This window comes from Nocardia sp. NPDC019395, assembly GCF_040632335.1.
In the GTDB taxonomy this organism is placed as follows: Bacteria; Actinomycetota; Actinomycetes; order Mycobacteriales; family Mycobacteriaceae; genus Nocardia.
Genome location: NZ_JBEYBT010000002.1, coordinates 409486 through 431359, shown reverse-complemented (window position 1 = coordinate 431359; position 21874 = coordinate 409486). Strand labels below are relative to the sequence as shown.

Sequence of the window (21874 nt, the reverse complement as noted above, 5' to 3'; positions counted from 1 at the left end):
TTTCGATATCCGTGCCGAACGCACCTGGTGATGGGAGCTGCCGGCATGGCCATCTCTGAAATCGGCTCGGACCGGCCGGGTACGCAGGCGCCCGCCGCGGGGGCCCGCGAACGAACGGTGTCGCGGCCCGGGATGCTCCGCCGCGATTCACTGGTGACAGGCGCGAAAGCTGTCGCCGGGATCGTCGGGCTCTTCGTTGTCTGGGAACTGCTGGTGATCATTTTCGATCCGCCGGAGTTTCTGCTCGTCGGCCCGACCGCCGCCTTCCAGGAATTGTTCGAACGTCCCGAATACTTCGCGACCAATACCTTCGTCACCTTGCAGGAGGCGCTCGCCGGTTTCGCGCTCGGCACCGCGCTGGGTGTGCTGTGCGGGGCGACCCTGCACTACTCACCCACCATCCGCAGTTTCCTCTACCCCGCGCTCGTCGCGATCGACACCATTCCGAAGGTCGCGCTCGCTCCGCTGTTCATCGTGTGGTTCGGCTTCGGCTTCGAATCGAAGGCGCTCGTCGCGATGGCCATCGCATTCTTTCCGCTGGTCATCAATACCTATGACGGTTTGAGCTCGGTTCCGCACGAGCTGCAGGAGCTAGCGCGGATCAACAGGGCGTCGCAGTGGAAGAAGATGACGAAGATCGAGATGATCTACGCGCTTCCCTCGATTTTCTCCGGCGCGAAGATCTCCATCTCGCTCGCCGTGGGCGGCGCGGTCGTCGGTGAGTTCATCGCCGGTTCGGAGGGGCTGGGGTATGTGATCCTGCTGGCCAACAGCCAGGTCGATCTGCCCTCGATGTTCGCGGCGTTCATCGTGCTCGCCGCTATCGCCCTGGCGTTGTTCTTCCTGGTCGATTTCGCGGGACGAAAGCTGATCCCGTGGAAGAACCACGCGAAGTGATCGGGAAATCGGAGACTGTGATGCGGAAACCGAGACGCACTATCGCCGCGATCGCCGGGGCCATGCTGCTCGCAGCGTTGCCGGCCTGTACGAGCGGCGGCGGCGAAAACTCGATGACCCTCATGATGGACGTGGGTTATCTGCCCAAGCACGCGCCGTTCTTCGCGGCGGCCGACCGGGGCTTCTTCGAAGCGGAGGGTATCGACCTCACGGTGATGCCCGGGTCGGGTTCGACCAATACGGTCACCTCCGTGGAGACCGGCAAGGTCGACGCCGGTTTCGCCGATTTCGGCAGCACCGTGATCAGCCAGGGGCGTGGCGCCGCGGTGAAGCAGGTCAATCTGCTGCAGGCCCGGTCCGCGTACGCGGTCGTCGGGCTGGCCGATTCCGGTATCAAGGGCTGGGAGGACCTGCGGGGTAAAACTCTCGCCACCGAGGGTGCCGGCGCGATGACCGCCATGTGGCCGTACGCCCTGAGCAAGCTCGGATTCACCGAAAACGATGTCGACGTCGTCCACGCGTCGAGCGGATCGAAACTGCCCGGACTGCTGGCGGGCCAATGGGATGCCAACCTCGCGTTGTACATCTCCGATCAGCCCACCATCGCCGAACTCGGCCGGGAAGCCGTCGTGCTGAAATGGTCCGATCTGGGTATCGACCTCTACGGCAACGGAATCATCGTCTCCGACGAGAAGCTCCGCAGCGATCCCGACCAGGTGCGCCGCTTCAACCGGGCGATGCAGAAGGGTTTCCTGTGGTCGTGCGACCACCCCGACGATGCCGCGAGCGATTTCCAGCGGCATGTGAGCGGCTACACGACCGAGACCATCGCCCTCGCGATCCGCGAACAATGCTCGCTCAACTGGGGTGACGACGAATCCGCGGATCAATTCGGGGTGATGAGCGATGCCGGTATCCACGAAATGCTCGATATTTCCCAGCGGTTCCTGGGCTTGAAGGCGGACAGCGGCCTCACTCCCGAAGACATCTACAGCAACGACTACCTCACGCCGGTGCGCCGCGGCGAGACCGTCCAAGCCCCGTAACAGCCGGAGGGCCATATGAACAACGAATACGCCATCTCGGTCGACAATGTCGGAGTGACCTTCCGCTCCCGCGACGGTCACGACAACACCGTCCTCTCGGGACTGGATTTCCAGGTCGAACCCGGACAGTTCGTCTCGATCGTCGGACAGTCCGGCAGCGGTAAGACCACACTGCTCAAAACGATCTCCGGTCTGCAGCAGCCCACCGAAGGCGAAATCCGGGTCAAGGGCCGGCCGATCAGCGACGGTATCGAAGATATCGCCATGGTGTTCCAGAGCCCGGTCCTGCTGCCGTGGCGCAACAATATCGACAACGTGCTGCTCCCCCTCGAGTTCCGCGGCACTCGCACCGACGAATCCCGGCGCTACGCCCAGGAACTGCTCGAGATGGTCGGGCTGGGCGATCGCGCCACCCGCTACTCCTATGAACTCAGCGGCGGGATGCAGCAGCGGGTCGCCATCTGCCGCGCCCTGGTCTCACACCCCGAACTGCTGCTGATGGACGAACCTTTCGGCGCGCTCGACGCCATGACCCGCGATTCGATGAACTTCGAGATCCAGCGCATCTGGCAGACCACGGGATGCAGCGTCCTGTTCGTCACGCACAGCATCCCCGAGGCGGTGTGGCTCGGGGACCGGGTGGTCGTGGTGGGCGACCGCCCCGGCCGGATCGTCGCCGATATCGCGATCGACCTCCCCCGCCCCCGCGGTAAGGAACACCGGTTCTCGAAAGAGTTCTCCGACTACGCCACCGAGATCGAATCCCATATCGGAGTGACCACCGGGATCAGCTGACACGCACGTACCCGGCCGACGCTCGAAATCAGATAGTCAAGAGGGAAGAAATGCTGAACATCACCGCTGACACCGCGCAGGTAGCCCGCACCTACGGCCTCGACGCGCGCAAGAGTCTCCTCTTCTCCGCGATCCGCCTCGACTCCTACCCACTGGTGGCACCGCTGATCGCCCGCACCGGTGAGCAGGAATACCTGCTCGTGCGCCAGCAGGAGCAGGGCAATGCGCTCTCGGCCGGAGTCCCGAAGGACCGGATCAAGTTCTACGCCCCCTGGGTCACCATCGACCCCCGCGTGGTCGCCGATACTCCGGCCGCGGAATCCCTCACCAGTCTGGTCCGCGAACTCGCCGATGGCTCGGCCGTGCACCTCGCGGCCGATGTGGTGTACAGCCATTACCGCACGCTGGCCGGCGCTCTGGAGGTCACCGCCGACGATCGTGACGAGACTCCGGTGGTCGCGTACGCACTCGACCTCGACGAGGTCCTGGCCCGATTCGCCGCGTGGCGCGGCACCGGTATCGAGACCGCGCGCCGGCTGATCGCGGATGTCGAACATCTCGCGGGCCTGGCCGATGAGTTCACCGCCACCGCGGACACCCGGTACTCGGCACTGCGGGCACTGGTCGCCGAGCGGTCCCTGGACGCCCTCCTGATCGCCGCCCCACCGAACTTCACCGAGGTCACCGGCGTCGCGCAGCCGGAGGGCGCGGTGGCGCTCTGGCTGCCCGGCGAGGAGAAACTGCTCGTCCTGGCACCCGAGAACACCGACGGTGTTCCCGGTGTACCCGCCGGCCGGTTCGGGTCGGTGGGCGCCGCCGTCCGCGAACTCGCCGGCGGCCCGCGCACCGGTGTCGAGGACGAATGGATCAGCGTCGGACTGGCCCGCGAGCTCGAACGTGAACAGGCCGAACTGGTTCCGGTATCCCGGGAACTCGGACACTGGCGCGATATCCGCGACCACGAGGACCTGGCCTTCCAGGTGGTGGCCGCCCGGGCGAGCGTTTTCGCCATCGAGGAGGCGCTGGCCTGGGCCGAGGCGGGCCTCGACGCGGGCCGCGAGTTCACCGAACTCGATATCTATGCCGTGTACGCCGACAAGATCGTGGAGTTCCGGACGGCGAACGCGATCCCCTTCGCCGTCGAGCCGTATTTCACCAATCTGCATTCGTCCAACCGGATGCTGTTCCCCGGGCCACCCGTCGACTACCCGATCAATGCCGACACCACCTGCATCCAGCTCGACGCCGGCGTCCGGATCGTCATCGACGGGGTCATCGTCGCCACCTCCGATATGGCTCGCTCCCTGCCCCGCACCCCGGGCGCGAAAGAGGCCTACGCCTTCTTCTTCGATGTCGTACGCGACGGCATCATCGGACAGTTGAAGCCCGGCGTGATCTGCGAGGACGTGCACGAGGGAACCCTGAATTACCTGGCGCCCCACCTCGACCGGATGGTCGAGATCGGGATGCTCGGCACGGAAGTCGATTTCAACACCGAATACCGGAAACGCAATGTCGGCCACCTCATGGGCAAACAGGAATCCTTCGCCAATGAACTCCGGCCCGGATACAAGCACGTCCTCGACGTCGGTTCCTACGGCGCCGCCGAAATCCCCTGGCGCTACGAGAACGCGGCGATCGGCACCGAAGACCTGTGGTACATCGGCCGCGACCGCACCTACATCGTGAGCAAACGATGACGTCCGCCGAGACCACCGAACACGAGTACGTGACCGGGCCGGCGCGCGGTGCCCACGCCGCCCGCCCGGCCGTCGAAGGGAATCACCGTGACTGATGTGCGCGAACGCCTCCGGGCACTATCGCTGGAGCTTCCCGTGCTCGGCGCACCGAAATACTCCTACGAGCCGACCACCCGTTGGGGAAATCTGCTCTGGGTCTCCGGCCAGATCTCACGCACCGCCTCGGGTGAGATCCTGCGGGGCCGCGTGGGTCAGGACGCTTCACTCGAGGACGGGCGCGCAGCCGCCGAAACCTCGGCGCTCAATCTCCTGGCCCGGGTCGACGACGCGGTCGGCCTCGAGAATGTCGAACAGATACTGAAACTCGATATCTGGGTCGCCAGCGCACCCGATTTCACCGACCAGCCGTCGGTCGCCGAAGGCGCCTCCCAACTGCTGCGTTCCGTACTGGGTGACGCGGGCCGGCACGCCCGCACCGCACTGCCCACCCATGTGCTCCCTCAGGGCGCCCTGGTGGAACTCGACGCGACCATCGCGGTGCGCGGCGAGAAATGAAGTAGGGGAACCGATTCGCGGGCCGGCCACCCCGCCACTACCCTGGCACCCGGCTCCTACGACCGGCCGATTCGGACGCGGGCGGCGTGCTCCGGTTCTCCCTTGCGACCCTCACCGGTCGCGGGGGCCGACCGTGCACGAATGTCGACTGGAGACACATTTATGAAGAAAGCCTGCATGATCGCGGCAATGTCCCTGGCAGTCCTGGGTTTCACGGGCGCCACCGCCGCCGCACTCCCCTCCGGTAGCGCCGATCTGCCCGGACTCCCGGGATCGGAACAGCCGTCCGGACCGCCCCCGCCGCCGGACGGCCAGAAGGTGGGCGACCCGTGCACCGCGGGTGGCGGCGTGCCGGGTCACTACGAGTGGGTGCACCTCGACAAGGGCGCCGCCGAACACTACGGCGCCGAATGGATGTGGGTCTGCGCGGAGAACTGACCTCGTGAACGCGGCGGTGCGGCGCGCCAGGGCGCCGCACCGCTGCCGCGCCCACAGGTCCAGCCGTGCGCGAACCTCGGTCTGCGCGAGCTTCCGGGCATTTGCCGCGAGCCTGGGTGGATCGGTCGATATCGTTGCGACACTGGGCGATCGCACCGGGCGGGCGGCCTGAGCACACCGGCTCGCGGGCCGGCCGCTCCGCCACTACCCTGGCACCCGGCTCCTACGACCGGCCGATTCGGACGCGGGCGGCGTGCTCCGGTTCTCCCTTGCGACCCCGCACCGGTCGCGGGACCAGCCGTGCACGAATGTCGACTGGAGACACATTTATGAAGAAAGCCTGCATGATCGCGGCAATGTCCTTGGCAGTACTGGGTTTCTCGGGAGCCACCGCCGCCGCACTCCCCTCCGGCAGCGCCGATCTGCCCGGACTCCCAGGAGCGGAACAGCCCGGCCCGCCCCCACCACCGAACGGCCAGAAAGTCGGCGACCCGTGCACCACAAGTGACGGCAAACCGGGTCACTTCGACTGGTTCCACATGGACAAGGACGCCGCCGAACACTACGGCACCGAAGAATGGCAGTGGGTCTGCAAGGCGAACTGACCTCGTCGACGCGGCAGTGCGGCACACCGCACTGCCGCCCACCCCTGGACCGGCCGTGCACGCGCCTCGGTGAACGCGAGGTTCCGCCCTGGAATCAGGGTGCGCCGAGCGCGCCGGTGCGTCAGACGGTTTCGAGCGTCGTCTCGACCGGTGTCGTCCCCGTGGTCAGGTCGAGTACCGGGCAGTGCGCGTCGACCGCCGCCTGTAATTCCGCATACCGCTCCGCGGCCTCCGGCCCGGTGACCCGCACCCGGACCCGCACGGCCTGAAATCCGGCACGCACCTGGTCGTCGATCCCGAAGAACCCACGGACGTCCAAGTCACCTTCTGCCTCGATCGACAGATCCTCGACCACGATCCCCAGCCGCTGCGCCCAGAACCGGTACGTGACGACCTGGCACGAAATAAGCGCGCCGAGATACACCTCCACCGGGTTGGGCGCGGTATCTTCGCCACCCAGAGCGGGCGGTTCGTCCACCTGGATCCGGTGAGCACCCACAGTGATGGTGCTGCCCACCGCACCCTGCGGAGTTCCCACCGCACGGAAGACCACCGCGGCGTCGCGGGGTCCTGCGCCACTGCCTTCGTGGTCGCCTCGGTGATGTCATTGAGCGGAGAAGTACCGACGGTCATGGCCGTGAGGCTAGGTGCCGGCCGAATCCGAGCCCAGGATTGTGCTCGCGTTGAGGCGAATCGACGATCCGCGAGCGAATTCCCGCAGCCGGACTCAATCACGCATGAGCAGGTAGTGCAGCCCGAGAGCCGTGGCACGACCGAGCGCCAATGTGTGGTCTGTGCGCAGCAGCCGCGCACCATCGGCGAACACGTGGAACTCCTCGTAGATCGGAATCCGCGCCGCCCAGCACCGATCCCCCTCGACCACAGTGACATAGGCACCGTCGGCCCCGAACGCTCCCGGCGGCGACACCAGCCGCAACGCCCCGTCCTCGCCGACCTCCGGTCGCAGAAAGACCTGCACATTCCCCACCGGCAGCGGAAACGACACATGCACGCTCGGCTGATCGGAACCCGGCAACCGCGCCACCCGATAGAACCCGCTGTAGATGTATTCACCGGTCGCCCGGGACGTCCGCAACCAGGCCGCACCCCGATTCGCACCGTCCGCGCCGACCAGCCGCTCGACCCGGCTGTCGATCCCCCGCGCGGTATCCAGCGACCGGATCGGCAACGCCAGCTGCCCCACCCGACGCCCGAAGAACCGCGTGACGAACCATCCACCGACCCGCTCGGCCTCGGCGAGCAACCAATTGTCCTCGACGACCCCCGCGGTATCGGCGAGCACCGGAGCCCGCAGCCAGGAATGCTTCCCGTCCAGGTCGATCTGCCGTCCGAACGTCTTCCAGTACCGTCGCGTGCCCCGATCCACCCTCGCCCACATATCCACGTGTCGATCATGCTCGACACGCGGCACCCGCGCGCCCTATCGCAGTATCCAGCGCAGCAACCGGCCCTGTGGTGCCAGTACGTATCTGTACCAGCACTTTCGGATTATGTTCCGGATCGCTGAGGGCCGGCGTACTCCGGTGTCCACCCCGTCGGGCGCGGGATCCAGCGCGGAACGTGCGACCGATAGGCGGCGTACTCGTCCGGGAACCGATCCATCAGCCAGCGCTCCTCTTTGCGCGGCACGAACATTGCCACGACCGTGGCGAAGACCGCGAACCACACCAGCACGGTCCACGACTGGAACACCAGTACTTCGCCGGCGAGGACCGCGAAGACCCCGGCATACATCGGGTTTCGCACATGCCGGTACGGACCGTCGACCACGAGCTCGGTCGGTGCGTCGAACGGCGCGAGCGTGCCTTTCCCCCGCCGCGCGAACAGTGCGACCGTCCACACGAACAACCCGAACCCGAGCACGAGCAGCACCACCCCCACGCCGATAGCGACGGCCCGTACCGCTGTCGAAAGATCGTCGAATCCCGCGCCTGGACCGATGAGCCACAGGATCAGACCCGGGATCACCACCGTGACCATGCCCGGGAAGGGCCCGATCGTGCGAATCTGCCGCCAGATCATTGCCACCACCTCCAACCAACCGGAAGATTTCATCCACTTATATGATGGTAGCGCGGCAAGCGGATGATTTCTTCCGTTTACCCTCGAGGCAAGATCTCGATGACGATACGAACTCCCCGAGGAGATGAGATGCGCAGCGACGCCGCCCGCAACCGCGACCGAATCCTGCGGGCCGCACGCGAACTGTTCCTGGCACGCGGCACCCAGGTCCCGATGGAAGAGATCGCCGAAGCGGCCGGCGTCGGGGTCGGCACGCTCTACCGCCGCTTCCCTGACCGATTCGCGCTACTGAAAGCCGTCGCGATCTGGAATATGGGCCGCGTGGTCGCCGAGGTGACGGCGGCGATGGCCGAGGAACCGGACGGCCACCACTGCCTGGCCCGGGTTCTCCGGCGGATATACGAGCTACGCCTCGGCGACCCCGTCCCGATCCTGCTGCCCCACCTACTGGAGAAGACGCGCGACGACGCCGAGTTCCAACAGGCCCGCCGGGACGCCGCACAAGCCGTCGATTCGATGCTCGACCGCGCCAAGTCCGACGGCGCGGTCCGCCAGGACCTGACAGTCGCGGACATTCTCACCATCGCCACCGCCCGCCCAGAGCCATCCGCACTACTGGGCGGATACGCCGCCGAACGTTTGAACGCCCGCTATCTCCAAATCGTCCTGGACGGCCTGTCCCCACACCCCCGCTCCGAGCCGATGGCACCGGCCGTCGAGGAAGCCGAAATGGAAGCACGCTTCACCGAAGTCGCCCCCGACTCCGTACGCCCGGCGCCGCAGCCCGAGCACACCTGACCGAGACCGGAACCAAAACTACACTTCCGCGGCGGTATGCCTCGGCGAGCAGTGCCTGCGTCCGTCTGGGCGGCTGCGGCTCACCTGCCACAGATAGCCCGGCGCAATCGAGGACTACCGGCAGCATCAGGCAATCTCGCGCCATTACTCGGTACCTCGAGCTCGTCGAAGGCGGCAACAGCTTCACTGGCATCGTGGTCCCCGACCGGGCCGACAGACTGCTCCCAACCATCCAGCAGATCGCGAAGTGCGCCTCGACGCGCCATCCGATCCACATGCTCGGCCAGGGCCGCATTCACAACGGCAGACAGGTGCCCGTCGGCCAGCTCACGCACCTTCGCCAAGATCTCTTCGTCGATAGTCACCGTTCTCTGACGTTTGGCCATACAGCCACCCTGCTCCCTCGGTTCACGGCATGGTCAGGCGCCTGGCCCGGGACCACGGCGACCGGTCCAGCCCTTGCCGCCAGGTGATGTGGACCTGGGCGAGCCAGACCGGGTCTACTTCGACACAGAACAACACTTCATCGCAGCGGCACCATCGAGCGACGGCGGTTGTCGTTTTCCCGAACATCTACTCCGCCATCATTTCTCGGATGCGATTACCCCAACCAGCTCGTCCAGGCCATCGATCTGCCAGTCGGACAGCTCGACGACCTCCGGCTTTTCACCATGAATCCACCCCCATGGCCCACGCTTCACGAACGCGGTACGCAACCCACTCCTTTTGGCAGGCGCAAGGTCGTTGTCGATCCGATCACCGACGTAAACGATTTCATCAGCCGCAACCCCCGCCGTCTCGACCACCCTGTCGAAGAATCCGGACGCCGGCTTCTGCACACCCCAATCATCGGAGGTAGCAATGAAATCCGCCGGAAGGTCGAGACTCCGCAGAATCTTCCCTGCGCGCGCTGTCTGATTGCCGGCCACGCCGACCAGAACACCCATCGCCCGAAGCCCGGATAACGCCGACCGCACATCCGGATACAGGTCCGGTTCGCCGAAGGACTCCCCCGCACCGACTTCGATCCGCTTCCGCCGCTCGTGCTCCAGGTCGAACCCAGGCTTGAACACTTGAAACGTTTCCCGGTAGTCGCGACCCTCCGCTATGACGGCACCGAGCACCGATACGAAGGTATGGCGCGGTACACCCAGCCAATCAGCCCAGGTCCCGTACTCGCGCGTCTCGTCGACCAGCGTTTCCCCCACATCGAAAACTACAGCCCTGATCACACCCTCACCATAGCGTTCGACCAGAGCCACTGACAGTACCAACATCTCCCTACTAGGCCTGTAATAAGCTGCCGCGGCGCCGAATCCGATAACAACCGCTGACGCCGCGCCCCCAGACCTGGCAGACTTCAACGGTGGACATCAGTGCAGAGAACATCTTGCGACAGGCGATCTTCGATCACCTCGACGAGATGGTGCGTGATACCGGGATCGTGACCCGGCAACAGTTGCAGGAATTTTCCGTCGACGGTGAAATACACAGGCTGATCGATCATAGCCGCGGGATCCGCAACCCGAAGGCAATGCTCGCCACACTTTCCATCCTCTCCAACCCGAAAGGAAGGTATGCAGACGAGGAGCTCACGGAATCACTGTTCTCATATGCATACCGAGAAGGAAGCACTGCTGGCGACAACAGGAAACTCCGACGAGCATACGAACTTCAACTGCCGTTCATTCTTCTACGGAAAATAGATACCGGCGTATTCTTCCCTGTTTTTCCGGTCTATGCGGTCGCCGATGATCCAGAGAACCGACGATTTCTGATCGCATTAGACAAGAGCCTACTGTCGATTGACGATCCACTCCACCTGCGACCCCTGGAAAGACGTTACGCGGAACGCGTCACTAAGCAGCGCCTTCACCAGCCCGAGTTCCGCGGAAGAGTACTCCACGCGTACGGGGTTCAGTGCACCGTCTGCAACCTGAAACATGGAGGCTTACTGGATGCCGCCCATATCATTGCCGATACCAAACCCCACGGTAGCGCCGAGGTAGATAACGGACTGAGTCTTTGCAAAATCCATCATGCCGCGTACGACCTAAACTTCTTGGGGATTTCACCTGACTACGAAGTGAAGATCAATGAGACCCTTCTAGAAGAGAAGGACGGGCCGATGCTACGGCACGGCTTGCAGGCGATGCACGGGCGGACAATATCCCTGCCCTCGAAACGTTCGGACAAGCCCTCGAGAGAAAGGCTGTCCGAGCGATTTGAGGAATTTATCGCTGCACATTGAGTGCATATTGCCGCCATCGCGGCCTCATCTGACCGTTCGGCGCCGCGCGTCGGGAACGTGACGTCACGGCATGTAATGTCGCGAACTTGCCATATTTGTCCACAAAGAGATTATTGCGACAGTCCTCGTCGCTCTCGGTGCAAGCATGGTCAGCATGCATTCCCTCAACGAAGCTTCCGATGGCTATCACTGCCATGATGTAGGCGCCGTTGCGCTGACAATTCGAAGCTTCGTCAGCACGCTTCAGCAGCAAATCTCGCGTTTCGTGGTAACCGACCAGTTCGCGAATCCTCGCGCTCAGGCTGACAGAGTGCGTGCCGGAGGGGCCTGGGAGCTCGGTGCTGATCAGGGTTCTAGGTAGAGACGTTCGCAGGGGAGGCGCGGGAGGTTCCGAGGGTCACCAGGAAGAACTGCGGCGGTGTGGGCGCCGTGGTGGGTTGTCCATTCCCGGAGGAAGAGGTGGGCAGCGATGGGGTGGGCCCTATAGTCCAAACGGAGGCCATGTAGGAAGACAGTGAGGTGGACGTCCGGACCATCCGGCACGCTGGAGTGAGCGGTCACGGTTACACCTGGACGAGGCTGGCGAGCAGGCGGCGGAGTAGCGCGATCGATGGGCCTTCGAGGTAGGCCGTGGTCGCGGCTCGGGGATAGAGGAGTCCGCGGGCAGCGGCGCGCTCCCGAGGACTGCGAGTCGCGGGGACGAGTCTTCCGGCGTCGACGAGGCGGGTGAATGCGGCCGCCTTGCGAGGGCAGGTCAGTGGATTGCACGACCTGTGTTCCTGCATGATTCGGTGCGCCTCCAAGATTCGGAGTTGGGCGCTGGGCTCGCTCTGCCAGTTTTCGGGCAGCCAAGTGGATTCGAACCGTATTTGCGCGGCGGAGCAGGTTTTCATCCAGAGTTGTCCGGGGCAGACGGTAATGAGGTCGCAGGTGTCGCAGACGGGGCCGGGTTGGTTGTCGACATGGGCGAGGTCGGGGACGATCACAGTGCTTGTACCGGTGGCGCGAACGATTTCGAGGACATGACCGATCGGGTCGAGTACGGAGTCGCGGTTCAGACGCACGATGTAGATCAGGGTGTGGTCTTGGTGCCGAGCCAGACGGCGGATGGCGTCCGTGTGGCGGTCCTGATTGTGTCCGGACACGTCCGTGCGGAGGTAACCGATGGCCCGAGGCCTGTCGGGGTGGTAACGCCCGATGGGCTTAATCATGAATTCCTGCCTCTCATTTCGAAGGGCTACGGAAAGCCCTGGTACAGCGGATGTTCGGAAGTCGCGACACCTGGTTCGGTCCTATGACACACTTCACGGCGACAGAAGTCCCACCGAAACGGAGCCACCGGCAAGAGTTCTCGAAATCCCCAGCGCGGGAACCGTGCCAGGTAGCGGGATTACGCCGAAGCGGTGAATCAGCTATCCCCGAAACGGAGGATCGAATGCCTGAAGAGCCCGGTGGTGTGGGATCCACACTGCCCCGACGCCAACTCGGTAGGCACCTGCTGGAATGGCGGACCCGTGCCGGCTACACCCAGGCCAAGGCCGCTCAACTCCTGGAGATGGGGGCGACGAGCCTGGGACGGCTGGAGAAGGGTGAGAACTCACGGATCAAGACCCGGGATATCCAGGCCGCGTGCGACCTGTACGGAGTGCCGGAAGATCTCACAGCGGCGCTGGTGGGCCTGGCCAAGCAGGCGAACGTCAAGAACTGGTGGCATCAGTATGGAGACTTGATCCCGAAGGATTTCGATGTGTACGTAGGTCTGGAAGCAGCGGCGTCCAAAATGATCGCGTATCAACCCGACTTGGTTCCAGGTCTGCTTCAGACCGAGAATTACGAGCGTTCGCTCGGACAGGAACGGTGGCCCGACTGGAGCGCGGACGAACACGACCGGCGTGTACAACTCAAAATGCAACGACAGAAGGCAATTACCAGACGAACGCAGCCCTTGATGCTGGACGTAGTGGTGGGTGAATCAGCCACTCGACGAGTCGCAGGCAGTCGCAAAGCAATGGCTGCGCAACTCCGGCATCTGGCCGACATGTCGACCAGAGAGAACATCGACCTGGGTGTGCTTCCCTCCTCGGCAGGCTTCCCGGGCGGTATCTCCATGCCGCCATTCGTGGTCCTGCTGTTCGGGGAGTCGGCTCCAGGCGAACCTTTGGAACCGCCGGTGGTCTTTCTGGAGGGCGTAGTGGGCAATATGTACATCGAGAATGACCACGATGTCGCACGCTTCCTGCGCACGTACGATCTCATCAGGAACAGAGCTCTCGGCGACACCGATAGTCGGCAGTGGCTCAGGAGTATGGCAAGGGAGCATGACGGTGCACACTGACCTATCCGACGCACGCTGGTTCAAGAGCAGCCACAGTCAAGCGGGTGGTGAATGCGTCGAGGTCGCGCATCTTTCCGACACGGTCGGTGTTCGTGATTCGAAGAACCCAAGCGGTCCCGTGCTCCGCTTCTCCCCAGCGGAGTGGGATGCATTCATCCGGGCGGCCTCAGCCGACAGCTGAATGCAGCCACCATCGTTGATCTGAATCCACCCCGGAAGTTCGCCGACCGGGTGGCGGTGTTCGTCCCGTTCGCAAACCCCATCCAACGTCTCGGGCTATTCGGCGTCACGACCTGAGCGCGGTACTACCGCGTGGCCATGTCACGTACTGAGGCACGCGCCTACCTGCTACCCCCGGGCCCGTCACACTGGCCGGTACGGGCACTGCCGCGAACCGACGGAGGCGCCTACACCGCGCCGTACCGGCTTCCCTCAATCCCGCACCGAACGCACCCGCAGCCAGCCGACCCAGCAGGCGGTTGACCTGGGAACCGAGGGTCATACTCCACGCCCAGAGCGATCCGTTTTAGGAATCTGCACCCGTTATTTTAGGAATTTGCACATGGTTTTCTTCCGCATTCGTACATGAGTTGCCTCCGCAACGGCAGCTCGCTGCCCATACCCACGAGCGGAACCGGCGCGGACGATACGACCTCAACCGCCGAGTTCCGGGTGGACCGAGAACAGCCCGACCGCATAGCACTCGGTTTCCGATGCCGGTGAGCGCCCGGACAATGTCCCGACTGCCCGCGACGCTCGCTGTGTTCCTCAGAAGTCCCACCGGGCGTCCTTCGGGATATCGCCCAGTTCCTGAACCTTGACAAGCCGCGCCAACGCGCCGTCGATCGCCTTCGGTTCCAGGCCCGCATCGGTCCACGCCGCGATGAGCCGGTAGGTATCGATATCCCGTACCGCGGCCAGCACCTCAGGGTCGAGCGGGGAATCGCCGGTTACCTGGCCGATCACGAATGGGGAGCGAACCTTCGCCTCGAGCGGTTGATCGGTGATGGGAAAACAACGACCGTGATCCAGGGCTACGATATCGACGTCGTAGCCACGTTCCACGCTCCGGAAGTTGGCCCAGTTCCGATCCTCGGCTCCCATGATGTAGTCGAGAATCGCCATCTGTTGCCGCTGCACCAGGGGGTAGTCCCGGGTATCGTCCCGGGCTGCCTTCGACTCGACGAACTGCTGAATCATCCCGGGCCCGGTCCGCTTGTCGTCGCCAGGCACACCCCGGGTCCGGGCAGTCGGCGGGATCCGGCCGAATCCGAGGATTTCGCTGAGACGGTAGGCCGCGATCTCGCGGCTCGTCTGCGCTCCCCGAGTGGCGTAATACCACTCCATATTTTCCAGTCGTTCACCGCGAGTGGGCTTGTATACGCTCAGTTCACCGTCCTCCGAACGCATTTTGCGTACGACGCCGTTGGCCGCCAGCACATCGAACGCCATATCGCCGGTGAACTTCACCTCGTCCACCATCCGCCGAGCCGCCATGGCTGCCTCAGCATGGCTCGGACGATAAATCGGCCCTAGACCACGGAATGTGCTGGCATGAGCGGCCGCACCCGCCCGGGTGAATACCGAACCGGCGGAATCGGCGTCTACCAGCAGGTCCAGCAGGGACCGACGATCGTGGCCGAGCATGCGGCTCGTGTGCCGGTACTCGCGTGCCGTCTCGCGCGCGATCTGTTTGATAGCTCCGGATACCCCGTCCAGGAGGTCGCGGAGTAGCAGCCTCACCCCGCTCATGGTCGGGGAACAATGGCACCCTCACCGGTCAGCCGCATTTTCGCCGCCCTCGGGTGCTCGGACGATCCGACCTCGTATAGATACCGACAACAGTCGGCGGCGCACGCATGCCCGTCAGCCTTCCACGCTTCCCGTTCCGGCGGCGTGATCCGAAGGAAACCGCCGACGATCGAAGAATGAAGGCCAGGTTATTCGTCGATGACCTGCGTGCCGCCCGCGGCATTGTCGTGCCAGCCCTGCTTCGTCGGGCTGGAGTTGATGGTGACCGCGATGGCGATCGCCGCGATGAACCACAGCAGGCCGCCGATCCAGGGGATCAGGTTGAGCAGCATGTAGACGTTGCGGATCGCGGAGTCCTTGAGGCTCGGCTTCGGGGAGCCGCCCGATCCGTTGACGTGGAGGCCGAGGAGTTTCTTGCCCGGGGTCGAGCCCGAGGCCACCTCGAAGACCACGAAGTAGAGGAAGCCGAAGCCGGCGCCCGGGAGGACCGAGAGCCAGTCGGGGACGTCGCCCACGATCCCCATCAACCAGAAGCAGAGGAAGCCGACGATGGCGGCGATGATCCAGTCGACGAACCGGGCCACCGCGCGTTTACCCAGACCGGCCGCTTCGACCCCGGTCGTCTGGCCGAATGTCGGGTCTACCTGACCATATGCCGGGTCGAATCCACCTGTGGTCATGATTCCTCCTTCGATGGGAGTACATGCGATCGGCGGAGACCGGAGCGAAGGCGAAGGTATCGCATCATCACGCCTCCTGGCGAACGCTGCGGCTGAGTTTGCCTGTCAGGTGCTGATCAGTGCACGTCAACCATCAAGGATGGCATAAATGCAGGTGCCGGAGGCGCGGTCGACACCGATTCGTGTCCGGGACGAGTTACAGGTTCAACCTGGCAGAGGGGGTGAAACGCACCGGTAGCTCAGCCAGGGCGCGGTGGAACGGGCCCGGCCGCCAGGTGGGTTTGCCACCGGGTAGCGCCGGTTCCATTTCCGGGAGCGCGTCGAGGAGCTGATCGATGGCGTTCTGGGCGATCAGGTAGGAGAGGGACTGGGCGGGGCAGGCGTGGCGGCCGATGCCCCAGGCGAGGTGGGAACGGTTGCCGACGTGGTCGTCGGAGCGGACGGCGGGGTCGTTGTTGCAGGCGGCCATGCTGACGAGGACCGGTTCGTCGGCGGGGAGCCAGACATCGTCGACGAGGATGGGATGGCGGGGGTAGGTGATGAGGAAATTCGCCAGCGGTGGGTCGTTGAACAGGACGTCGTCGAGGGCGTCGAGAGTGGACAGGCTGCCGCCCAGGACGCCGCTGCCGACGCGGTCGTCGGTGAGGATGAACAGGAGGGTGTTGGCGATCAGGTTCTGCTGGAATTCGATACCGGCGCCGTAGTGGCCGGCGACCTGGTGCACCATCTCCTCCTGGTTCAGCTCGGCGGGGTGGCCGAGCAGCTGGGAGGTGATGTCGTTGCCGGGGTCGGCGCGTTTGAGGTCGACGAGTTCGAGCATTGCCTCGCTGATCATCCGGTTGCCGTTCTCGGCGTCGACGGCTTCGACGAGCGCCGCCATACCGTCGGCGACCCGCTGGCCGATTTCCGCGGGGCAGCCCAGCAAGGCGTTGACGACGGCGAAGGTGAGCGGGAAAACGTACTGGGAGATGAGGTCGGCGCTACCGGCTTCGCAGAATTCGTTGATCAGCGGGACGGCGGCCTTCTCCACGGTGGCGTGCAGGGCGTGCAGATCCACCTTGCCGATACTCGTGGTGATGGCCTCCCGGTAGCGCTGGAAATCCGCGCCGGTGTTGCGGCTCGCGGTGGGGCGCCACTCCATGATGGGCAGGACGGGGCAGTCGGCGGGGATGTGCTTCTGCCAGGTGCGCGGGTCGGCGGGGAAACGATCGGGGTCGTTGAGGATGCGTAAGGCCGTGCTGTAACCGATGGCCAGGGTGGCGGGGACGCCGGGGGCGAGTTCGACGGGCACCAGCGAACCCCAGCGCCGGCGCATCTCCCGGTAGGCGCGATGCGGGTCGGCGGCGAATTCGGGTGAATACAACGGAACCCGGTCCGCGGGGTCATCCCACCGCGCGCGACGGGGTTGCGCCGGAGCCGGGAGATGCGTGGGATCGCCCTGCACCAATCGTTCGTCCTCACCGTTCGTTCTCCACGCCGCACCGGCGGCACCGGCACGGACATGGTGCCACCGGCGGCGGGCGGCCGACAGTGCCGATCGCGCCCCCGTTGAGGCCGATCGCGCCATGCCGGATCGGCAGCGTGCTCAGCGGATCGGAGCGAGGATTGTCACGCGGCCGGATACTCCGGGCCGGGATATCGTCTTCGGGCATCGGCCCGCGAGCGGGCCGGGGAGATCCTCGTTCTGATTAGGTGTGTTTCGCAGGTGGATACGGTTGAGAATGTCGCGTTTTCGAATTTCATCCTCAGCAGCGCCGGCCTGACCGGGGCGGCGCGACGGCACCTCGCGCGGGCAGCGCAACTACCGGACTGGGTGCTGGACTCCGGTGACACGATGGTGTCCAGCACCCACCAGCTGAACCTGTGGGAACTGGTGGAACACAAACTCGGGGATCCTCATGTGGCGCTACAGGTCGGGAAGAAGAACACGCTGGGGAACTTCGGATTACACGACTACCTGTTCAGCACGGCGCCGACCCTCGCCGAAGGGCTGGCGCGCTCGGAACAGCACGCGAACCTGATCACCACCAATATCGGGTTCGCGGTGTCGGGAGAATCGGAAGAGGAAGCGAACGCGGATGTCCGGCTGCGGAACGGGCACGGCCGCGGCCGGGAGCTGGCCACTCAGTTCGCGCTGGCGGCGGTGGTGACGCGGGCGCGGAACGCGACAGGGCGGGATGTGCATCCGGTGCGGATCCGGTTCCGGCAGTCCGCGCCGCGGCGCTACCAGCCGTTCGTCGATATGTTCGGTACGCGGCGGGTCGACTTCGGGGCGCCGACCGACCAGATCACCTTCCGGACAGCGGATCTCGCACTTCCCCTGCGCACCGCAGACCCCGCGCTCGCCGCGATCCTCGGCCGGTGCGCGGCGGCGCTGCCGCCACCGCCGCGACTGGAGGTGAGCTGGGCGGGTCACGTGCAGCAGGCGCTGACGGTGCTGCTCGGGGACGGGCGAGTCACGGTGGAACGGGTCGCCCGGTTCCTGGCCACGAGCAGTCGCAGTCTGCAACGGCACCTTGCCGACGAAGGGACCACCTGGACAAGGGAATTGGACCGGGCGCGCAGCGCGGTGGTCGAACAGCGTTTCCGGGACAGTCCGGACGTTACGCAGGCGGCGCTGGCGAGGCGGGTCGGGTACGCCGACGCGGGGGCGTTGCGCCGGGCGCGGCAGCGGTGGACCGGGCGGAAGTAGCGCGACCGGATCGGCCCGCGAGTACCGCACTGCGACAGCGGCACCCGGCATGGTCCTGGTAGGTCACCGAGCGTGCGCACCGGAAGCTGCCGCCGCGGTGTGCGGCTGGGTGCCGAACGCGCAGACGAAGGTGCCGAACGCGCCGAGTTCCGCCCTGCGACGCCTCCGCTTGTCGACAGATAGGGGCACGTCATCGGGGTGATCTAGCGCTGGGTGACCTCCTCGGGCGCTCTCGGCGGACCGTGCGGGAACCGCATCGCGGGCCGATACTTTCGATCCGCCGGGCAGTTGTGCGGCGGAACGAGCCGAGGAAGGCGATCGGATGGGCGAAACGAATACCAGTGGTCCCGGGGACAGTGTGCTGCCGGGAGTGCTGAAGCTCGGCGGGCATGTGCTGGCGGAGAAAGTGCTCCGCGGCCGGGACGGCGGGATCCCGATGAAGAAGAGCGAGGTCGACGCACAGTGGCTCGGCGAGGTGCTCACGGCCGGGCATCCCGGCGCGGAAGTGGAATCGTTCGATATCGTCGACGCCGAGGGCGGGACGACGAGCCGCTGGAAAGCGACGGTCCATTACAACGAGGCGGGCCGGCGGGCGCGGTTACCGGAACATCTCTTCGCCAAGACCACCCTCACCTTCACCCAGCGTCTGACCCAGTACCTGGCGCACGCGCTGCCCGGCGAGCCCGGTTTCTTCCAGCATCTGCGGCCCGAACTCGATATCGAGGCGCCGCGCGGATATTTCGGAGCCGCCGACCTGCGGACCGGCCGGTCGCTGACGCTGCTCGAGGATGTGAGTGCCACCCGGGAGGCTCGCTTCTGTACGCCGCTGGAGCGGGTCACCAAGGAACAGATGGAAGACCTGCTCGGGAATATGGCGCGCTGGCACGGTCACTACTGGGAATCGCCGGAGCTGACAGCGCGGGACTGGCTGAAGACGCCGGGCGCGCATTTCCGCAATTTCGACCGGCTTCTCGGAATGCAGAAGCGGGCGAGGGTCGGGTTGAAACGCGCACCCGAAATCGTGCCCGAAACCCTGCCGCCGGTGCAGGACGAGTTCTACGCGGCCTGCGCCCGGGCGCTGCAGATCGCCGAACAGGCCCCGCAGACCCTCCTGCACGGTGACCCGCATATCGGCAACGCCTACGTCTGCGGCGACGACGGCAGTATGGGATTCACCGACTGGCAGCTGGTGATGCGCGGCAGCTGGGCATTCGATGTGGCATACACGATCACCTCCGGCCTCGAGGTCGAAGACCGCCGATCGTGGGAACCCGATCTCATCGCGTCGTATATCGATGCCCTCCGCGCGGCGGGTGGCCCCGCATTGACCTTCGACTCCGCCTGGCTCGCCTACCGGCAGCAGTCGCTCTACCCGTACTTCGCCTGGATGATCACCATCGGCCGCAGCGCGCTCATGCCGGAATTCCAGCCCGCCGATATCTGCCGCGCGATAGTCCACCGCACCGCCACCGCGATCATGGACCTGGACGCACTGCGGGCGGTCGGCGACTGAAACCCGGTGCGGCGTCAGGGCAGGATTTTCCGCAGCTTTCTGTTATCGGTCGCCAGCGTGACGCTGTTCGCCGTCATCTCGGGCTTTTCGTCAGCGAGCCAAATCAATTCGCTGAACCGAGGCTCGGGAAAATCGCTGGGTAACGGTGCACAGGAGGCCAGGGAGAGACCGATCGCGAGCGCATTGCCGCGGTCGACAGAGGTCGAATGAGTAAACCAGACCGCTGACCCGCCCGTCGGGAGTCTCATATCCCGAAACACCCCGATACCCCTGGGATCTCCGGCGAACAGCGCGGCCCCGAACCGGCGAGTGGGCTGGTAACGAACCAGTTCGGACACGGATTCTCCGGTGGTCCGGCTTATCAGCTGGATCGGGGTATCGGTCGATATCGCCCATTTGTAGCGCTGACCTGTCCGCCACGACGCCCTTCTCCTGGGCTTCCGCACCCAGGCATGCGCCTTGTAATTGTAGGGTTCCCACGCATACAGCGAGAGGACGGCTGCTATGCATTTCTGTTCATCTGGGTCACCCAGAAACTCGATCGCGTCGTTTTTCACCGGTCCTCCAGGCGTCAGAACGGCAGATCGGCGACCCACGGACAGCGAATGCTGTCGGGGGAACGCCTACCTGTAGACGATTCGGGCGTATCAGCTGCTGCGCGCCGACGGGCGCGCGTAGCATTCGATACCGAGGTTGCGAATAGCTCGGCAGGTACCGGACGGTCCGGACGCAGGTTCGACGCTGCCGACAGCGCAGTTGCCCGGTCGATTCCTTCGGCGTGAACAAGACGCAGCGAATCAGCGCCGGTATTACTGCGCAAAACTCCGATCGACCGGGGGTCACCCGCGAACTGCACACGTCCGGAGTACTTCCCGAGTCCGCGGTACGACCGCCACCAGCTACGCGGCAGAACGAATTCCGTTATGCCTTCCCCTGTTCCGGGGTCGCAGAGCAGAAACGTCCGCAGACAGGTGTGCCACTCGTTCTTACCGGCAGTGTCGGGGCTCAGTAGCGCAAGCGGGGTCATTCGCTCTCGATAGACCCAGCGTCCGAATTTATAGGGGTATTCACGCCAGGGCCACTGTCCGATAATCGATTCGACCGCAATCTTTTCATCAGAGCGCAATGCTGAGACTCCCGAGCTCGATCGACGGTGCGGGGAACTCTATCGACGCAGCCATACCGAGAATCATGGCCCGGTACTCGGGTCCGTGCGGCGCGTTGGCCGTCGAGAAGTCGACAACGGCGATGCACTCACCATCCTCTGAAGGCACTACCGTCTGAACCTGGAATACCGCAACCTCCTCCGCGTCACCCGGATATCCCGAGATCTCCGGTTTTCCGTGGCTGACAGTACGTTCGAAATACAGGGCAGGCCGATGGCCGAGTTCGATTATTTCCAGATGTCCGGTTTCTCCGTGGGCCGCTTTCGCCGCGACCAGATCGCCGATCACCAGCCGGGGGTTACGCGCTGGTCCATAAGCGAAAGACGACACAGTCAACCACGAGACGACATTCTCATCCGACTGGACGGAACGGTGGACACCGATGCCGCAGTACAGTGCGTTGTTGGAGATCATTGTGCCGATGAGGAACTGCATGGTCTCGACGACTGCGGACGCGCTGCCCCGTACCCCATCAGGGATGGCGTCGATGACCATCGGAAGATACCTGTCGCCCAGATCGGCTACTTGATCCAACGGTATTTCGTAATAGCCCGGTGGGATGTCGATCCCGACAGTGGGCGCACGCGGCGGCTCATTATCGTCCATGG

Annotated in this window: 23 protein-coding genes and 1 pseudogene; 13 read left to right on the top strand and 11 right to left on the bottom strand. The window is 64.7% G+C overall.

What is annotated here, in order from left to right; genetic code table 11:
• Nucleotides 1–45 precede the first annotated feature (45 nt).
• The 7 genes from ABZ827_RS10745 (at nucleotide 46) to ABZ827_RS10715 (ending at nucleotide 6036) form a co-directional block, all read left to right on the top strand.
• Complete coding sequence (locus ABZ827_RS10745) at nucleotides 46–897, top strand: ABC transporter permease (RefSeq protein WP_357235673.1); 852 nt, start codon at nucleotides 46–48, stop codon at nucleotides 895–897.
• Between the two features lie 20 nt (nucleotides 898–917).
• Entirely contained in the window at nucleotides 918–1943 is a 1026-nt protein-coding gene (locus ABZ827_RS10740; RefSeq protein WP_357235670.1) for an ABC transporter substrate-binding protein, read from the top strand.
• Between the two features lie 15 nt (nucleotides 1944–1958).
• Nucleotides 1959–2738: an ABC transporter ATP-binding protein gene (locus ABZ827_RS10735; RefSeq protein WP_357235667.1), complete on the top strand. Its 780-nt coding sequence runs from the start codon at nucleotides 1959–1961 to the stop codon at nucleotides 2736–2738.
• A 50-nt stretch (nucleotides 2739–2788) separates the two neighbouring features.
• Nucleotides 2789–4438, top strand: coding sequence for an aminopeptidase P family N-terminal domain-containing protein (locus ABZ827_RS10730; RefSeq protein WP_357235664.1), 1650 nt, complete (start codon nucleotides 2789–2791; stop codon nucleotides 4436–4438).
• An 87-nt stretch (nucleotides 4439–4525) separates the two neighbouring features.
• Nucleotides 4526–4993, top strand: a complete 468-nt coding sequence (locus tag ABZ827_RS10725) for a RidA family protein (protein ID WP_357235661.1) — start codon at nucleotides 4526–4528, stop codon at nucleotides 4991–4993.
• Between the two features lie 189 nt (nucleotides 4994–5182).
• Entirely contained in the window at nucleotides 5183–5431 is a 249-nt protein-coding gene (locus tag ABZ827_RS10720; RefSeq protein ID WP_357235659.1) for a hypothetical protein, read from the top strand.
• A 356-nt stretch (nucleotides 5432–5787) separates the two neighbouring features.
• Nucleotides 5788–6036 carry a hypothetical protein gene (locus ABZ827_RS10715; protein WP_357235656.1) on the top strand — a complete coding sequence of 83 codons (249 nt, stop codon included), beginning with the start codon at nucleotides 5788–5790 and terminating at the stop codon, nucleotides 6034–6036.
• Between the two features lie 121 nt (nucleotides 6037–6157).
• Here the strand turns inward: ABZ827_RS10715 and ABZ827_RS10710 are convergent.
• The 3 genes and pseudogenes from ABZ827_RS10710 to ABZ827_RS10700 all read right to left on the bottom strand — a co-directional run bounded on the left by ABZ827_RS10710 (nucleotide 6158) and on the right by ABZ827_RS10700 (nucleotide 8112).
• Nucleotides 6158–6669: pseudogene (locus tag ABZ827_RS10710) on the bottom strand (OsmC family protein).
• 94 nt (nucleotides 6670–6763) lie between these two features.
• Complete coding sequence (locus tag ABZ827_RS10705; RefSeq protein WP_357235932.1) at nucleotides 6764–7435, bottom strand: hypothetical protein; 672 nt, start codon at nucleotides 7433–7435, stop codon at nucleotides 6764–6766.
• A gap of 110 nt (nucleotides 7436–7545) precedes the next feature.
• Nucleotides 7546–8112: an isoprenylcysteine carboxylmethyltransferase family protein gene (locus tag ABZ827_RS10700; protein ID WP_357235653.1), complete on the bottom strand. Its 567-nt coding sequence runs from the start codon at nucleotides 8110–8112 to the stop codon at nucleotides 7546–7548.
• 96 nt (nucleotides 8113–8208) lie between these two features.
• Here ABZ827_RS10700 and ABZ827_RS10695 point away from each other — a divergent pair, with 96 nt between their 5' ends.
• Nucleotides 8209–8877 (top strand): helix-turn-helix domain-containing protein, encoded by a 669-nt coding sequence (locus ABZ827_RS10695; protein WP_357235650.1) that lies wholly within the window; start codon nucleotides 8209–8211, stop codon nucleotides 8875–8877.
• 80 nt (nucleotides 8878–8957) lie between these two features.
• On the opposite strand, the gene ABZ827_RS10690 is transcribed toward ABZ827_RS10695, so the two are convergent.
• Complete coding sequence (locus ABZ827_RS10690; RefSeq protein ID WP_357235647.1) at nucleotides 8958–9263, bottom strand: type II toxin-antitoxin system CcdA family antitoxin; 306 nt, start codon at nucleotides 9261–9263, stop codon at nucleotides 8958–8960.
• Between the two features lie 198 nt (nucleotides 9264–9461).
• Entirely contained in the window at nucleotides 9462–10139 is a 678-nt protein-coding gene (locus ABZ827_RS10685; protein ID WP_357235644.1) for an HAD family hydrolase, read from the bottom strand.
• 104 nt (nucleotides 10140–10243) lie between these two features.
• On the opposite strand from ABZ827_RS10685, the gene ABZ827_RS10680 reads away from it, so the two are divergent.
• Nucleotides 10244–11128, top strand: a complete 885-nt coding sequence (locus ABZ827_RS10680) for an HNH endonuclease (RefSeq protein ID WP_357235642.1) — start codon at nucleotides 10244–10246, stop codon at nucleotides 11126–11128.
• A 563-nt stretch (nucleotides 11129–11691) separates the two neighbouring features.
• Here the strand turns inward: ABZ827_RS10680 and ABZ827_RS10675 are convergent.
• Nucleotides 11692–12192, bottom strand: a complete 501-nt coding sequence (locus tag ABZ827_RS10675) for a hypothetical protein (protein ID WP_357235639.1) — start codon at nucleotides 12190–12192, stop codon at nucleotides 11692–11694.
• A 371-nt stretch (nucleotides 12193–12563) separates the two neighbouring features.
• On the opposite strand from ABZ827_RS10675, the gene ABZ827_RS10670 reads away from it, so the two are divergent.
• Nucleotides 12564–13463, top strand: a complete 900-nt coding sequence (locus ABZ827_RS10670; RefSeq protein WP_357235636.1) for a helix-turn-helix transcriptional regulator — start codon at nucleotides 12564–12566, stop codon at nucleotides 13461–13463.
• Complete coding sequence (locus tag ABZ827_RS10665) at nucleotides 13351–13644, top strand: DUF397 domain-containing protein (RefSeq protein WP_357235634.1); 294 nt, start codon at nucleotides 13351–13353, stop codon at nucleotides 13642–13644. The genes ABZ827_RS10670 and ABZ827_RS10665 overlap by 113 nt, the downstream gene beginning before the upstream one ends.
• 587 nt (nucleotides 13645–14231) lie before the next feature.
• On the opposite strand, the gene ABZ827_RS10660 is transcribed toward ABZ827_RS10665, so the two are convergent.
• From ABZ827_RS10660 to ABZ827_RS10650, 3 genes are all read right to left on the bottom strand, one after another.
• Complete coding sequence (locus tag ABZ827_RS10660) at nucleotides 14232–15206, bottom strand: hypothetical protein (protein ID WP_357235631.1); 975 nt, start codon at nucleotides 15204–15206, stop codon at nucleotides 14232–14234.
• Nucleotides 15207–15403: 197 nt separating this feature from the next.
• On the bottom strand, nucleotides 15404–15895 hold the full coding sequence (locus tag ABZ827_RS10655) for an RDD family protein (protein ID WP_357235629.1): 492 nt from the start codon (nucleotides 15893–15895) through the stop codon (nucleotides 15404–15406).
• Between the two features lie 196 nt (nucleotides 15896–16091).
• On the bottom strand, nucleotides 16092–17258 hold the full coding sequence (locus ABZ827_RS10650; protein ID WP_357235930.1) for a cytochrome P450: 1167 nt from the start codon (nucleotides 17256–17258) through the stop codon (nucleotides 16092–16094).
• Between the two features lie 342 nt (nucleotides 17259–17600).
• On the opposite strand from ABZ827_RS10650, the gene ABZ827_RS10645 reads away from it, so the two are divergent.
• Together ABZ827_RS10645 and ABZ827_RS10640 are read left to right on the top strand one after the other, a co-directional pair.
• Complete coding sequence (locus ABZ827_RS10645; protein WP_357235627.1) at nucleotides 17601–18587, top strand: AraC family transcriptional regulator ligand-binding domain-containing protein; 987 nt, start codon at nucleotides 17601–17603, stop codon at nucleotides 18585–18587.
• Between the two features lie 322 nt (nucleotides 18588–18909).
• Nucleotides 18910–20100, top strand: coding sequence for a phosphotransferase (locus tag ABZ827_RS10640; RefSeq protein ID WP_357235624.1), 1191 nt, complete (start codon nucleotides 18910–18912; stop codon nucleotides 20098–20100).
• Nucleotides 20101–20114: 14 nt separating this feature from the next.
• On the opposite strand, the gene ABZ827_RS10635 is transcribed toward ABZ827_RS10640, so the two are convergent.
• Complete coding sequence (locus tag ABZ827_RS10635) at nucleotides 20115–20657, bottom strand: hypothetical protein (protein WP_357235622.1); 543 nt, start codon at nucleotides 20655–20657, stop codon at nucleotides 20115–20117.
• A 558-nt stretch (nucleotides 20658–21215) separates the two neighbouring features.
• Nucleotides 21216–21872: a hypothetical protein gene (locus tag ABZ827_RS10630; protein WP_357235620.1), complete on the bottom strand. Its 657-nt coding sequence runs from the start codon at nucleotides 21870–21872 to the stop codon at nucleotides 21216–21218.
• Nucleotides 21873–21874 lie beyond the last annotated feature (2 nt).

What these genes read in the sequence shown, in the direction of transcription:
- ABZ827_RS10745 (WP_357235673.1), top strand. Translation starts at nt 46, where the DNA reads ATGGCCATCTCTGAAATCGGCTCGGACCGGCCGGGTACGCAGGCGCCC.
- ABZ827_RS10740 (WP_357235670.1), top strand. Translation starts at nt 918, where the DNA reads ATGCGGAAACCGAGACGCACTATCGCCGCGATCGCCGGGGCCATGCTG.
- ABZ827_RS10735 (WP_357235667.1), top strand. Translation starts at nt 1,959, where the DNA reads ATGAACAACGAATACGCCATCTCGGTCGACAATGTCGGAGTGACCTTC.
- ABZ827_RS10730 (WP_357235664.1), top strand. Translation starts at nt 2,789, where the DNA reads ATGCTGAACATCACCGCTGACACCGCGCAGGTAGCCCGCACCTACGGC.
- ABZ827_RS10720 (WP_357235659.1), top strand. Translation starts at nt 5,183, where the DNA reads ATGTCCCTGGCAGTCCTGGGTTTCACGGGCGCCACCGCCGCCGCACTC.
- ABZ827_RS10715 (WP_357235656.1), top strand. Translation starts at nt 5,788, where the DNA reads ATGTCCTTGGCAGTACTGGGTTTCTCGGGAGCCACCGCCGCCGCACTC.
- ABZ827_RS10705 (WP_357235932.1), bottom strand. Translation starts at nt 7,435, where the DNA reads ATGTGGGCGAGGGTGGATCGGGGCACGCGACGGTACTGGAAGACGTTC.
- ABZ827_RS10700 (WP_357235653.1), bottom strand. Translation starts at nt 8,112, where the DNA reads ATGAAATCTTCCGGTTGGTTGGAGGTGGTGGCAATGATCTGGCGGCAG.
- ABZ827_RS10695 (WP_357235650.1), top strand. Translation starts at nt 8,209, where the DNA reads ATGCGCAGCGACGCCGCCCGCAACCGCGACCGAATCCTGCGGGCCGCA.
- ABZ827_RS10690 (WP_357235647.1), bottom strand. Translation starts at nt 9,263, where the DNA reads ATGGCCAAACGTCAGAGAACGGTGACTATCGACGAAGAGATCTTGGCG.
- ABZ827_RS10670 (WP_357235636.1), top strand. Translation starts at nt 12,564, where the DNA reads ATGCCTGAAGAGCCCGGTGGTGTGGGATCCACACTGCCCCGACGCCAA.
- ABZ827_RS10665 (WP_357235634.1), top strand. Translation starts at nt 13,351, where the DNA reads ATGTCGCACGCTTCCTGCGCACGTACGATCTCATCAGGAACAGAGCTC.
- ABZ827_RS10655 (WP_357235629.1), bottom strand. Translation starts at nt 15,895, where the DNA reads ATGACCACAGGTGGATTCGACCCGGCATATGGTCAGGTAGACCCGACA.
- ABZ827_RS10640 (WP_357235624.1), top strand. Translation starts at nt 18,910, where the DNA reads ATGGGCGAAACGAATACCAGTGGTCCCGGGGACAGTGTGCTGCCGGGA.
- ABZ827_RS10630 (WP_357235620.1), bottom strand. Translation starts at nt 21,872, where the DNA reads ATGGACGATAATGAGCCGCCGCGTGCGCCCACTGTCGGGATCGACATC.